Below are 13,278 nucleotides of genomic sequence, written 5' to 3' on the forward strand. Positions count from 1 at the left end.
TCGGCTGTTGTCGCGTGAGGCCGGCCATCGGTCCGCCGCCGGGATCGATCAATGCGCGCCCACCGCGATGCCTTCGGCGCGGTCGGCTACACCATCGCGGCGGTCCAGGCGGCCACTCAGCACGGTCAGACCCAAGGCGCCCATCACCACCAGTGCGCCCAGCCACGGGGTGTGCATCAGGCCGAGGTGTTCGACCACCAACCCACCCAGCGACGCGCCCAGTGCGATGCCGACGTTGAACGCGGCGATGTTCAGGCCCGAGGCGACATCGGCGGCCTGCGGGGCGAACCGCTGTGCCTGCTTGACCACGTACACCTGCAGCCCGGGCACGTTGCCGAAGGCCACTGCGCCCAGCGCCAGCACGGTCAGCAGCACCAGCCAGGTGTTGTAGGCGGTAAAGGTCAGCACGAACAGCACGGCGGCCAGCAACGCGAAGATCAGCGTCAGTGCCGGGATGGGGCCGCGACGGTCGGCCAGGCGGCCGCCCCACAGGTTGCCGATCGCCACCGACACGCCATACACCAGCAACACGCCGCTGACCGCATTGGCCGAGAAACCGGTCACGTCCTGCAGGATCGAGGCCAGGTAGGTGAAGGAGAGGAAGGTGCCGCCGTAGCCGAGTGCGGTGATCGCATACACCAGCAGCAGGCGCGGCTGCGCCAGTACGGAGAGTTGCTGCCCGAACGTGGCCGGCGCGCTGCGCTGCAGGTTGCGCGGCACGAACAGCAGGCTGCCGATCAGGGCGATGACACCCAGTGCGGCCACCGCCAGGAAGGTGGCGCGCCAGCCCAGGTGCTGGCCGATGAAGGTGCCCAGCGGCACACCGGTCACCAGCGCCACGGTGAGGCCGGTGAACATGATCGCGATCGCACTGGCCGCCTTCTCCTTGGGCACCACCGAGGTGGCGATGATCGAGCCGATCGAGAAGAACACGCCGTGCGCCAGCCCGGTCAGCACGCGCGCCACGATCAGCGAGCCGTAGCCCGGCGCCATCCAGGCGATCAGGTTGCCGAGGGTGAACAGCAGCATCAGCGCCACCAGCAGGGTCTTGCGCGGCACCCGCCCGGTCAGCGCGGTGAGCACCGGTGCACCGACCGCCACGCCGAGCGCATACAGCGACACCAGCAGGCCGGCCGAGGGCAGGGTGACGCCGAGGTCGGCGGCGATGGTCGGGATCAGGCCGACGATGACGAATTCAGTCGTGCCGATGGCGTACGCACCCAGCGTCAGCGCCAACAAGGCCAAAGGGATACCACGGGACATGGACGGATACCGGTGGGAGTAAGGCTGCGCAGTCTGCGCGCCGCACTCTTGCGGAAAAAGCGGCCTTCACGCCAATCACTGTTGCCTAACGGTCAATAATAGGGCGAGCCTCCCTGATGCCGCCGTCATGAAAACCACCCTGGATGAGATCCAGGCCTTCATCGCCGTGATCGACAGCGGGTCGATCACCGCTGCCGCCGAACAGCTCGGCCAGACCACGTCCGGGGTCAGCCGCGCGCTGGGTCGGCTGGAAGATAAGCTGGGCACCACACTGCTGACACGCACCACCCGTCGCCTGCAGCTGACCGAGGAGGGCGATGCCTTCCTGGCCCAGGCACGCGCGATTGTCGCCTCGGTGGAGGCGGCCGAAGAGCAGATCGCCGCGCGGCGCCAACGCCCGGCGGGGCGCCTGCGCGTGGATGCGGCCATGCCGTTCGTGCTGCACGTGATCGCCCCGCTGGTGGCCAGCTACCGCGCGCGCTATCCCGACGTGGCACTGGAGCTCAACAGCAGCGAGCGCTACATCGATCTGCTGGAGCGGCGCACCGATGTGGCCATCCGGATCGGCCCCTTGGCCGATTCCACCCTGCACGCGCGGCCGCTGGCGCACAGCCGGCTGCGCGTGATGGCCAGCCCGGCCTACCTGCAGCAGCACGGTACGCCGCGCGATGTGGCCGCGTTGGGCGAGCATACGCTGCTGGGCTTCAACGAGCCCGACTCCCTTAATCACTGGCCGCTGCCGGGCGACACCGACGCGCTGCTGCACGTGCGCCCGGCGGTGGCGGTCTCCAGCGGTGAAACCCTGCGCCGGCTCGCGCTGGAAGGGGTGGGCATCGTCTGCCTGTCCGACTTCATGACCCACCGCGATCGTGAGGCCGGCCGTCTGGTCCAGCTGCTGCCGGCGCTCACCGTGGAAGTACGCCAGCCGATCCACGCCGTGTATTACCGCAATACGGCGGTCTCGGCGCGGATCAGCTCCTTCCTGGATCACCTGGCCGAGGCCATGGTGGGTACCCCCTACGTCCGGTAGTACCGGCCGCTGGCCGGTACGACGCGTGCGTCACGCCGCCCGAGGCAATCCGGTCACCGCACCGCGTCCCGTATCCAGCACGAACACATCCACCGCCGCATTCAAGGCGACGGCCTGCTCTTCCATGCTGCGCGCCGCCGCAGAGGCTTCTTCCACCAGGGCCGCGTTCTGCTGTGTGGTCTCGTCCATCTGCACCACGGTCTGGTTGACCTGCTCGATGCCGGCCGACTGTTCCTGCGATGCGGCGGCGATGTCGGCCATGATGTCGGTGACGCGCTGCACGCTGCCGACGATCTCGCCCATGGTCCGGCCGGCCTGCTGCACCAGCGCCGCACCACTGTCGACATCGGCGACGGACTGGTCGATCAGCCCCTTGATCTCCTTGGCCGCCCCGGCCGAGCGCTGCGCGAGCGTGCGCACTTCGCTGGCGACCACGGCAAAGCCGCGGCCCTGTTCCCCGGCGCGCGCTGCTTCGACGGCGGCGTTGAGCGCGAGGATGTTGGTCTGGAACGCAATGCCGTCGATGACGCTGATGATCTCGGCGATCTGTCGCGAGGAGGCCTGGATCGCGCCCATGGTGGTGACCACCTGGCTGACCACGTTGCCGCCCTGCGACGCGACCGAGGCAGCGCTGATCGACAGCTGATTGGCCTGACGTGCATGCTCGGCGTTCTGGCGAACGGTCGAGGTCAGTTCTTCCATCGAGGCCGCGGTCTCTTCCAGATTGGCTGCCTGCTGCTCGGTGCGGCGCGACAGATCGCTGTTGCCCGCGGCGATCTCACCGGCTGCCGTCTGGATGGACTGGGCGGCATGCTTGATGTCGCCGACGATGGTGGTCAGCTGGCCGGTGGTACGCGCCATGTCATCGCGCATGCGCGCGAACACACCGTGGAAGTCACCGCGCATGCGTGCGCTGAGGTCACCCCCCGCGATCGCCTGCAGCACACGCGAGACTTCACCCAGATCCTGCTCGGTGGTGCGCATCAGGCGGTTGAGGCCGCCGACCATCTCACCGAAGTCGTGTTGGAAGCGCGACTCATCGCCGCGCAGGCTGAAATCGCCCACGGCCGCTGCCTCGGCCAGCCGCTTGATCTCGGCATTGATCGCACCGAGGTTGGCCTTGGCCGTGTCCAGCGCCTGGGTGATCACGGCCTTCTCGCCGGGCAGGCGTTCCATGTCCAGCGACAGATCACCGACCGCATAGCGGCCCATGATCTCGATGGCGCGCAGTTTCACCTGGATGTGGTTGGCGACCAGGGTGTTGTTCTCGCGGATCATCTGGCCATAGGCGCCGGGCAGCGCGTCGGCATCCATGCGGTAGCTGATCTGGCCGGCGTCGTGGCGCTGGGCCATCGTTGCCTGGGCAGTCAACACGGCCTTCAGGGTCTGCGTCACCTCGCTCATCGCCGTGCCGAGACGGCCGATCTCGTCGCGGCTGCGTACCGCCACCGTGTGCTCCAGATCGCCGCGTGCGACGGCGCGGGCCGCTGCTTCCACCGCGATCACCGGTGCGATCACCGCGCGTCGCAGCCACAGCGCCAGCACCACCAGCAGCACCACGGCGGCCAAAGCCGTCGTGATCGCCGACGCCACCAGCGCCGCGCGTGCGCGCTCGGAAGTAGCATTGGTTTCGAACTCGGCACGTTCGTTGGCGCGTGTCGCCAGCGCGTCCAGCGTAGCGCCAACGCTGCGGTCCGCACCACGTACCAGCGCATCGGCCGCCTGGGTGTCATAGCCACTGGCGGCAAACGCCTCCAGCGCCCCACGGTAGCGGGCCTCCAGGGCACGATGTTCGGTCAGGAACTGATCGGCCAGCGTGCGCGTCTGCTCGTCGCGGCTGGTGGCGAGCGTGCCGGCCAACTCGGCGATGCGGCGTCCTTCCGCATCGAATGCCGCCAGGTGACGCTCGCGCTGTGCATCGTCCGCACCGCGGATCAGCACGTTCTTCCACTCCTGCACCTGCAGGCGGAACTCGCGCTGGAGCAGCTCGGCCTGGGCCTTGCGGGCGAGTTCGGGAGGGACCTCGGTCGAGAGGTTGCGCCACGCCGAACCGAGCCCGGCCAGGGCGGCCACGACGATGATGATCAGGCCAAGCGACAGCGCGCCCAGCAGTTTGAACTGGAGACTCAGGGCGCGTGGATGCGCCGGTGCGGAGGACGTCATGGGAAATGAAAAGTAGGGAAGGGCAATGCGGTATCGGTCTGCCTAGAGCAGGCTGAAGTGCGACGCCTATCACGGTTACCGTTCCATTAAACGTTGTGACGACGGTGTGTAGATCAAAATTGGTCGCATATGGAACGAACTCGGACTGGACAGGCAATCAATATGTAACTACCGTGGTTACATGAAATCGAGTAACCAGTTCTCCGACGCGCTGCACGTCATGGCCCATCTGGTCGGCCAGGACGGCCCGCGCACCTCCGAGCAGCTCGCCACCTGCCTGCCTACCCACCCAGTGGTGATCCGGCGCCTGCTGTCCGCCCTGCACAAGGGCGGGCTGGTCACCAGCGTGCGTGGCCATGGCGGCGGCAGCCAGCTGGCCCGGGAACCGGCCCAGATCACGCTGTATGACGTGTACGTGGCCATCGGTGCGCCTGCGCTGCTGCACACCGGCGCCCGCGAGACCGGCCGCGGCTGCCCGGTGCAGCGCGTGGTCAACGACGCGCTCGACGACAGCTACCGCCAGGCCCAGGCGCTGCTCGAGGCCCGCCTGCGCGACACCACCCTGGCCACCCTGGGCGAGGCATTCGCCCGCCACCTGGCCCACCACGCAGCAGGAGTTCCCCATGATGTTTGATGCCATCGTCGTCGGCGGCAGTTTCGCCGGCCTGTCTGCCGCCCTGATCCTGGCGCGTGCCCGCCGCGAGGTGCTGGTGATCGACAGCGGACTGCCACGCAACCGCTTCGCCGCGCAGTCGCATGGCGTGCTCGGCCAGGACGGCATCGCCGGCGCCGAGCTGCTGCGCAACGCCAAGACCCAGCTGCTGGACTACCCCACGGTGCGCTGGATCAGCGACACGGTCACCACGGCCCAACCGACGGTGGATGGCTTCGTGGTGGGCACCGCAGGCAATGAAACCTGGGCCGCGCGCAAGCTGCTGCTGGCGACCGGGATCCGCGACGAACTGCCTGAACTGCCCGGCCTGGCCGAGCGCTGGGGCCACAGCGTGGTGCACTGCCCGTACTGCCACGGCTATGAGATTGGTGGCGGTGCGATCGGTCTGCTGGGCGGGCATGAGAAGTCCGCCACCATGGCCGCGTTGCTGGCGGACTGGGGCGAGGTCACCCTGTTCGCGCACGGCATGACGCTGGAGGCCGACGACCTGGCCGCGCTGCAGCGACGCGGCGTCAGCATCGAGCATGCGGCGGTGGTCGGGCTGGAAGGCGAGGCACCGGCCCTGAGTGCCGCCGTGCTCGCCGATGGCCGCCGGGTTGAACTGCGTGCGCTGTTCGTCACTGCGCGCCAGCACATGGCGACGCCCCTCGTGGAACAACTCGGCTGCGTGCTGGAGGACAGTCCAATCGGCGTGCTGGTGCAGGTCGATGCGGGCAAGCAGACCAGCGTGCCCGGCATCTACGCCGCGGGCGATGCGACGCTGGTCGGCAACATCAGTCTGGCCAGTGCCGAAGGCGTGCGCGCCGGGGTGAGCCTGCACCACGCGCTGGTGGTCGAAGACAGCCGGGCCAGCCGATAGCATCAGGGGCTCGGCCGGTCCGGGAGCGGCCGCGCCCTAAACGGAAACAGCCGCCCTGCGGCTGCTGTCCGTCACAAAGACCTATGGGCTCAGGCCTGTTCGGCGCTGGCGTCATCCAGCTGCTGGACATCCTGCGCCGACAACGCGACGTTCGCTGCCGCCAGCACCTCCTTCAACTGTTCGACACTGGTGGCACTGACGATCGGCGCGGTGATGCCCGGGCGCGCGATCAACCACGCGATCGCCACCTGCGAAGGACTCACGCCATGCGTGCTGGCCACGTCGTCCAGCGCGGTCAGGATGCGCAGCCCGCGCGGATTGACGTACTTGTCCACCACGCTCTTGCCGCGCGCGCTGCTCTTGGAGGCGTCGTCCGCACTGCGGTACTTGCCACTGAGGAAACCGCTGGCCAGCGAGTAGTAACTGATCACGCCCAGCTGCGCCTCGCGCACCACCGCTTCCAGCCCGGCCTCATAACCGGCACGGTCGTACAGGTTGTACTCCGGCTGCAGCGTTTCATAGCGCGGCAGTTTGTAGTCGGCCGATACCCTCAAGGCATCGCGCAGGCGCTCGGCGCTGTAGTTGGAAGCACCGATCGCACGCACCTTGCCCTGTTCGATCAGGCGGCCGAACGCGGCCAGCGTCGTCTCCAGCGGGGTCCCTTCATCGTCTTCGTGCGCCTGGTACAGATCGATCACATCGGTCTGCAGGCGGCGCAGCGAATCCTCCACGGCAGCGGTGATGTTGTCGGCGGACAGGCCCGGGCGCTCGGCCCACTTGGCGACCTTGGTCGCCAGCACCACCTTGTCGCGCTTGCCGCTGTGCTTGAACCAGCGGCCGAGGATGGTCTCCGATTCGCCGCCCTGGTTACCCGGCACCCACGCCGAATACGCATCGGCCGTGTCGACCAGGTTGAAGCCGGCATCGACGAAGGCATCGAGCAGGGCAAAGGAGGTCTTCTCGTCCGCACTCCAGCCAAAGACATTGCCGCCGAAGGCGATGGGGGCGACATGGAGGCCGGAACGACCGAGTTCGCGCGTAGCAGTCATGGGTGATGTTCTCCCTGGGAATCGTTTCCACAGGATACGGCCGGCTCGGTGACAGCGTTGCGGCGGCAGACACAAAACAGTGTTCCGGATTGCTGCGCCGCACTAACGTTTTGTGAACACCTGTACACGCTTCGCTGCTAGTCTCGCGGCATCCCGCTACTGGAAGCCTGCCGATGAAAGCCCGTTCGTTGACCTGTGCCTGCCTGTTCACCGTCTCCACCCTGATGCTTGCCGCACCTGCGATGGCGATCAAGCCCGCCAGCCCGAACGCGCAGGTTGCGATCACCCCGGCCGTGCAGAAGGCCGTGCAGGACAGCCGCCGCGATCCGGCCAACGTCAAGCGCGATGCGTATCGCCATCCGGCGCAGACGCTGTCGTTCTTCGGTGTCGCACCGGGCCAGACTGTCATCGAGGTCACCCCGGGCAGCGGTTGGTACTCCGAAATCCTGGCGCCGCTGCTGCACGACAAGGGCCAGTACGTGGCCGCCGTGGTCGATCCGATGGCGGTGGCGGAAGGGCGTGGCCGCGACTACCAGCAGCGCAGCCGCGATGGACTGGACAAGAAGTTCGCCGGCAACGCCGCGGTGTTCGGCAAGAGCCGCGTGGTCGCTTATGACCCGAAGGCCCCGGTGTTCGGCCCGGCCAATTCGGCGGATGTGGTGCTGACCTTCCGCAACGTGCACAACTGGCGCAGCAGCGGCCAGGCCGAAGGCATGTTCAAGGGCTTCTTCTCGGTGCTCAAGCCGGGCGGCGTGCTGGGTGTGGTGGAACACCGTGCCAAGGCCGATGTGCCGGCCGACGACAAGACCGGTTACGTAGGCCAGCAGCAGGTGATCGCGATGGCCAAGGCGGCCGGTTTCGAACTGGCTGGCAGCAGCGAGATCAACACCAACCCGCGCGACACCAAGGACTACCCGAACGGCGTGTGGACGCTGCCGCCGACCAACCAGCATGACGCGGCCGATGCGGCCAAGTACCAGGCGATCGGCGAAAGCGACCGCATGACGCTGCGCTTCGTGAAGCCGGGCAAGTAAGACACCGCGCGCATCGCGGCGGCGGCACGGGGATGGGACAATGGGCCATCCCACCGCCGCTGTTGCCCCGATGCTGATCGCCTTCAACAAACCGTTCAACGTGCTGTGCCAGTTCACCGACCGCAGCCAGCCGCCGCGCGCGACCCTGGCCGGTTTCGGGCTGCCGCCGGCGGTGTATGCGGCGGGGCGACTGGATTACGACAGCGAAGGCCTGCTGCTGCTCACCGATGACGGCGGCCTGGCACACCAGTTGACCGACCCGCGGCACAAGGCGGACAAAACCTATTGGGTGCAGGTGGAAGGCACGGTGACCGACGAACAGGTCCAGGCGCTGCGGCGTGGCGTGCTGCTCAACGATGGCCCGACGCTGCCGGCGGGTGTCGAACGGTTGGAGCCCTCACCTGAACTGTGGCCGCGCACGCCGCCGGTCCGCTTCCGCAAGACGGTGCCCGATGCCTGGCTGGCGATCACCCTGCGCGAAGGCCGCAACCGGCAGGTGCGACGCATGACCGCAGCGGTCGGACTGCCCACGTTGCGCCTGGTGCGTGTCTCGATGGGCGCGCACGCGATCGGTGATCTGCAACCGGGCCAATGGCGGGAGATCCGGTAATGAAAAACCGCCGGTGGAGACCGGCGGTTTCGATTCGCACGCGGTGACGCGTCAGCGGATCAGGCGTCGCTGCCGATATCGCTGGTTTCGTCCACCACGGTCTCGTTGCGGCGGTTGCGGGCGCTGATGCGCTGCGCCTGGCCGTTCACCACGCCACCGTTGGCGAGCTTCTTCTTCTGCTGCTTGCGGTACAACGCGTAGCCCAGCAGGCCCACGCCGACAGCGGCAGCGGCGATGGTCACCGCCGGATTGCGGCGCACCACCTTGGCGGCGACCTTGCTGCCGGTCTTGACTGCGCCGAGTGCAGCACCCGTCTTGATCCAGTCGGTGGCCTGCGGGCCGAAGTGGCGCAGGTTGCTGCCGGCATGCTTGAGGCCGTCACCAGCGGTGCTGGCGATGTCCAGGGCGCGCTCGAGGGCGCGGTCGGTAATCACGGTCAATCTGCTCATGGGGGGTCCTTTGCCTCGGTTCTGATCCAGTGTCGCGCGATGGCCGTGTACGGCGTGTTATCCGCCAGCGACGGCCAAGTCATGACTGTAGCGGCTCGACACGATGCGGTCAGTGGGGCCGGTGGTGCTGGTCAGGTGGCAGCCATGAATGGGGGAATGCGTCAGGCAGGATGCGTGGCGATCACGTCCCCCGTGGCTTGGCCCGGTGCGTTGCGGTGGCCGTCCATGGATCGTCCGGCCAAGGGTGCTTGGGGTAGCGCCCCTTCATTTCCTTTTTCACTTCCGCATAGGTGTTCGCCCAGAAGTTGCGCAGGTCCTGGGTGACCTGCAGCGGGCGACCGCCGGGGGAAAGCAGGTGCAACGTCAGCGGGACGCGTCCGTCGGCGATGCGCGGGGTGTCGCTCAGGCCGAACAGTTCCTGCAGCTTGACCGCCAGCACCGGCGCCTGCGGGGTGATGCCGTCGGCATCCATTGCGTAATGGATCGGGCGCTCCATGCCGGAAGGCACGGTGATGCGCGTCGGCGCGTGGCGATCGATCAACTGGCGTTGCGCCCAGGGCAGGGGGGATTTCAACGCTTCACCCAAGGTGGATTCGTCGAGCGCGTCCAGGCGGGTCTTGCCGTTGAACGCGGGCGTCAGCCAGGTGGGCAGCGATGCCATCAACGCTGCGTCGGAGACGTCGGGCAGTTCAAGCTCCGGCATCCACGCACGCACGGCCAGCGCACGCGCCTGCCACTGGCGCAGGCCGTCCGTCCACGGCAATGCCTCCAGCCCGAGTTCGGCCACGGCCTCGGTCAGGGCTTTGGCGGCATGCGCGGGATCCACGCGACCGGCCGAGCGGCTGTCCAGCACGATGCGGTCGAAACGGGTTTCCCGGCGTGCCACCAGTGCGCGCTTCTCACTGTCCCAGCGCACCACGTCTTCCTGTGTGAAGCGTTCCGGAAAATCACGCCGCAGCCGGTTCTCATCCACCGGCGCGGCGCGCAACAGCAATGCGTCGCGCGCCTCATAGCGCAGCTCCACGGCGACCAGCCACGGCTCACCGCGCAGATCGCTGGGATCGAACAGCCGCGCGCTGCGGCCATTGGCCAGCAGGTAGCGCAGCGGATCAGTGGGATGGCGGGCGGCGATCCGGTCGGGAAACGCATGCGCGAGCAGGTCGCCGAGCTGATGCGCTTCGACTGAAGAAGGAGGCGTAGCATCACAGCGCAGGCGTCGCCGCCACTGCTTGCTGGCGGCATCGATTGTCGCCAGGCCACCGCGGTTGGCATCGTGGGGGACGCGCCCGTGACGGAACGCTGCCAACGCACGCCACCGCGCAGCGAGTGCATCACCGCCCTGGCGCAGCGGATCGCGCGCTTCCACCAGCGCGGCCAGATCGCAGGCCAAGGCCTGTTCCACACCGCCACCTGCCGCCATCAGCATCGCCGCCAACCGCGGGTGTGTGCCGAGGGTCAACATGCGCCGGCCCAGCGGGGTCAGCGTGCCGCTGTCGCTGAGCGCACCCAGGCGCTGCAGCAGTTCACGCGCCGCGGCCAGTGCGCCTGCCGGCGGTGTATCCACGAAACGAAGATCGTCACTGCTCCATGCGGCCAGCTCCAGCGCCAGCGAGGCCAGTTCCACCTGCGCGATCTCGGGCCGGCGCTGTGCCTCCAACCGCTGCGACTGCGGCCACAACCGCCACGCCCAGCCCTCGGCGACACGGCCTGCGCGGCCGGCACGCTGATCGGCCGAGGCCTGCGCGATGCTCACCACGTCCAGGCGCGCAAAGCCGCTGTTGGGGTCATAGCGCGGCTCGCGCGCCAGTCCCGCATCGATCACCACGCGCACGCCGGGCAGGGTGACCGATGACTCGGCCACGTTGGTGGCCAGCACCACGCGGCGGCGACCGCCGGGATCGGGCTGCAGCACCTGCGATTGCTGGTCCACCGGCAGCTCGCCATGCAGCGGCAGCACCTGCACGGCCGGATCCAGCACGGAATGCAGCGCGGTCTGCACGCGTGCGATTTCACGCTGCCCGGGCAGGAACACCAGCACATCACCCGGGTGCTCGGCCAGGGCCTGCTCCACGGCACGCCGTGCCTGCGGTTCCAGCGCCTCGTCGCGGCGCGCGGGAAAATGCGCGATCGTCACCGGGAAGCTGCGGCCTTCGCTGCTCAGGCGCGGCGCATCGAGAAACTGCGCCAGCCGCTCGCCATCCAGCGTGGCCGACATGACCACGATGCGCAGGTCCTCGCGCAGCTGGGACTGCACGTCCAGCGCCAGGGCCAGGCCCAGATCAGCGGCCAGATGCCGTTCGTGGAATTCATCGAACAGCAGCGCGCCCACGCCCTCCAGCAGTGGGTCGTCCTGCAGCATCCGGGTGAGGATGCCTTCGGTCACCACCTCGATGCGGGTACGCGCGGAGATCTTGTTCTCGAAGCGGATGCGGTAACCGACGGTCTCACCGACGTTCTCACCCAGCTGACGCGCCATGAACTGCGCGGCGCTGCGGGCGGCCACGCGGCGCGGCTCCAGCATGATGATCTTCCGGCCTTCCAGCCACGGCGCGTCCAGCAACGCCAGCGGCACCTGGGTGGTCTTGCCGGCGCCGGGCGGCGCTTCGAGCACCAGCCGGGTGCCGCGTTCCAGCGTGGTCAGGATCTGCGGCAGCAGTGCGGAGATGGGGAAAATCGGAGGGCTCATTGCACAAGGATACGGCGTCCGCTGCGCCGCGCATTGTCAGCGCGCGGCCAACGTGTTCCCCTGTGCCGCCCCGCCCCCCTGGATGCCCTGATGCGCTGCGCTGTACGCATGCTGTTGTTGCTGGTCGCAGGCGCGATGGCGCCGTTCGCTGTCATGGCTGCCGAGCCCGCTGCCGCTGATGCGGATTCGCCGCTGCACGCGCCCTACGACGGCAACCACTGGGCCGTGCTTGTGCGGGCGCAGATCCAGGCGCGCTATTTGCCGGCGGGCTTGAGCGATGACGCTGCGATCCAGCGTGCCGTGGCCGATGGCACGTTGCGCGAAGCGGTGTATCCGAGCCTGCAGTTGGCCGACGATGTGGCTTACATCACGCTGAAGGCGTTGGCACGCAGCACGCTGGACCGCCGCAAGGACATTCTCTACCTGTGCCGGCGGACGGACGGCTTCCAGCTGCTGCTCGATGACACCCCGGATTGCGACGACGATGCCGCGCGCCGTCTGCATTTCGACGCCGCCGCCGACGGCGCGATGACGTGCCACGAGTGCGCAGCGTTCGGCCTGCCCACGCTCTGGGAGCGCCATGATCGCCCCGCGCGCGCGGCGTCCGATTGAGGCTGTCGGGGCGCAGGTACAATGGCCCGGTTTCCCGTCCTGCAGCAGCCCCATGCACCTGATCGATATCGGCGCCAACCTCACCCACGACTCCTTCGATCGCGACCGCGACGCCGTACTGGCGCGTGCGCGCGAGGCCGGGGTAGTGCAGATGGTGATCACCGGCGCCAGCCGCGAGCATTCGCCGATGGCGCTGGAGCTGGCCCGCCAGCATCCCGGGTTCCTGTACGCGACGGCCGGTGTGCACCCGCACCATGCGGTGGAATACACCGACGAATGCGACGCGGAGATGCGCGCGTTGCACGCCCATGCCGAGGTGGTGGCGGTGGGCGAGTGCGGGCTGGACTACTTCCGTGATTTCTCGCCGCGCCCGGCGCAGCATCGTGCCTTCGAGCGCCAGCTGCAGCTCGCCGCCGAGAACGGCAAGCCGCTGTTCCTGCACCAGCGCGACGCGCATGCCGATTTCATGGCGCAGATGAAGAATTTCGATGGCAAGCTCGGCCCGGCGGTGGTGCACTGCTTCACCGGCGAGCGCCAGGAACTCTTCGACTACCTGGACCAGGACTGGTACATCGGCATCACCGGCTGGTTGTGCGATGAGCGCCGTGGCGCGCATCTGCGCGAGCTGGTCAAGCACATCCCGGCCAACCGCCTGATGATCGAGACCGACGCGCCCTATCTGCTGCCGCGCACCCTCAAGCCGTTGCCGAAGGACCGCCGCAACGAGCCGATGTTCCTGTCGCACATCGTCGAAGAGCTGGCGCGCGATCGCGGCGAAGACGTGGCGACCACGGCCGCCAACGCGACGGCGGCTACGCGCGCGTTCTTCCGGCTGCCTGACGCGGCCTGA

At 68.1% G+C, this 13,278-nt stretch carries 12 protein-coding genes; 7 read left to right on the forward strand and 5 right to left on the reverse strand.

Going from position 1 to position 13,278, the window contains the following annotated elements; translation table 11 throughout:
• Positions 1–48: 48 nt before the first annotated feature.
• The gene (locus tag ABE464_RS12765; protein ID WP_346472268.1) at positions 49–1,263 is read right to left on the reverse strand and encodes an MFS transporter; all 1,215 of its coding nucleotides are present in this window, start codon (positions 1,261–1,263) and stop codon (positions 49–51) included.
• Positions 1,264–1,390: 127 nt separating this feature from the next.
• On the opposite strand from ABE464_RS12765, the gene ABE464_RS12770 reads away from it, so the two are divergent.
• Positions 1,391–2,293 (forward strand): LysR family transcriptional regulator, encoded by a 903-nt coding sequence (locus tag ABE464_RS12770; RefSeq protein ID WP_346472269.1) that lies wholly within the window; start codon positions 1,391–1,393, stop codon positions 2,291–2,293.
• Between the two features lie 30 nt (positions 2,294–2,323).
• On the opposite strand, the gene ABE464_RS12775 is transcribed toward ABE464_RS12770, so the two are convergent.
• A complete protein-coding gene (locus ABE464_RS12775) occupies positions 2,324–4,456 on the reverse strand; it encodes a methyl-accepting chemotaxis protein (RefSeq protein WP_346472270.1) in 2,133 nt (710 codons plus the stop codon).
• Between the two features lie 181 nt (positions 4,457–4,637).
• Here ABE464_RS12775 and ABE464_RS12780 point away from each other — a divergent pair, with 181 nt between their 5' ends.
• Together ABE464_RS12780 and ABE464_RS12785 are read left to right on the forward strand one after the other, a co-directional pair.
• Positions 4,638–5,090, forward strand: coding sequence for an Rrf2 family transcriptional regulator (locus ABE464_RS12780; RefSeq protein ID WP_346472271.1), 453 nt, complete (start codon positions 4,638–4,640; stop codon positions 5,088–5,090).
• On the forward strand, positions 5,080–5,988 hold the full coding sequence (locus ABE464_RS12785) for an NAD(P)/FAD-dependent oxidoreductase (protein WP_346472272.1): 909 nt from the start codon (positions 5,080–5,082) through the stop codon (positions 5,986–5,988). Before ABE464_RS12780 ends, ABE464_RS12785 begins: the two co-directional genes overlap by 11 nt.
• 89 nt (positions 5,989–6,077) lie before the next feature.
• Here ABE464_RS12785 and ABE464_RS12790 read toward each other — a convergent pair whose 3' ends face one another.
• Positions 6,078–7,037, reverse strand: coding sequence for an aldo/keto reductase (locus tag ABE464_RS12790; RefSeq protein WP_346472273.1), 960 nt, complete (start codon positions 7,035–7,037; stop codon positions 6,078–6,080).
• Positions 7,038–7,261: 224 nt separating this feature from the next.
• On the opposite strand from ABE464_RS12790, the gene ABE464_RS12795 reads away from it, so the two are divergent.
• Entirely contained in the window at positions 7,262–8,071 is an 810-nt protein-coding gene (locus ABE464_RS12795; RefSeq protein WP_346472422.1) for a methyltransferase, read from the forward strand.
• Between the two features lie 70 nt (positions 8,072–8,141).
• On the forward strand, positions 8,142–8,681 hold the full coding sequence (locus tag ABE464_RS12800; protein ID WP_259262075.1) for a pseudouridine synthase: 540 nt from the start codon (positions 8,142–8,144) through the stop codon (positions 8,679–8,681).
• A gap of 59 nt (positions 8,682–8,740) precedes the next feature.
• Here ABE464_RS12800 and ABE464_RS12805 read toward each other — a convergent pair whose 3' ends face one another.
• Positions 8,741–9,130: a hypothetical protein gene (locus ABE464_RS12805; protein ID WP_121040832.1), complete on the reverse strand. Its 390-nt coding sequence runs from the start codon at positions 9,128–9,130 to the stop codon at positions 8,741–8,743.
• Between the two features lie 181 nt (positions 9,131–9,311).
• Complete coding sequence (hrpB, locus tag ABE464_RS12810; RefSeq protein WP_346472274.1) at positions 9,312–11,816, reverse strand: ATP-dependent helicase HrpB; 2,505 nt, start codon at positions 11,814–11,816, stop codon at positions 9,312–9,314.
• A gap of 90 nt (positions 11,817–11,906) precedes the next feature.
• On the opposite strand from hrpB, the gene ABE464_RS12815 reads away from it, so the two are divergent.
• Both ABE464_RS12815 and ABE464_RS12820 read left to right on the forward strand, forming a co-directional pair.
• Positions 11,907–12,428: a hypothetical protein gene (locus tag ABE464_RS12815; protein WP_346472275.1), complete on the forward strand. Its 522-nt coding sequence runs from the start codon at positions 11,907–11,909 to the stop codon at positions 12,426–12,428.
• Positions 12,429–12,480: 52 nt separating this feature from the next.
• Positions 12,481–13,278 carry a TatD family hydrolase gene (locus tag ABE464_RS12820; protein WP_346472276.1) on the forward strand — a complete coding sequence of 266 codons (798 nt, stop codon included), beginning with the start codon at positions 12,481–12,483 and terminating at the stop codon, positions 13,276–13,278.

It is taken from the genome of Stenotrophomonas sp. TWI587 (assembly GCF_039674145.1).
Lineage (GTDB): Bacteria > Pseudomonadota > Gammaproteobacteria > Xanthomonadales > Xanthomonadaceae > Stenotrophomonas > Stenotrophomonas maltophilia_AY.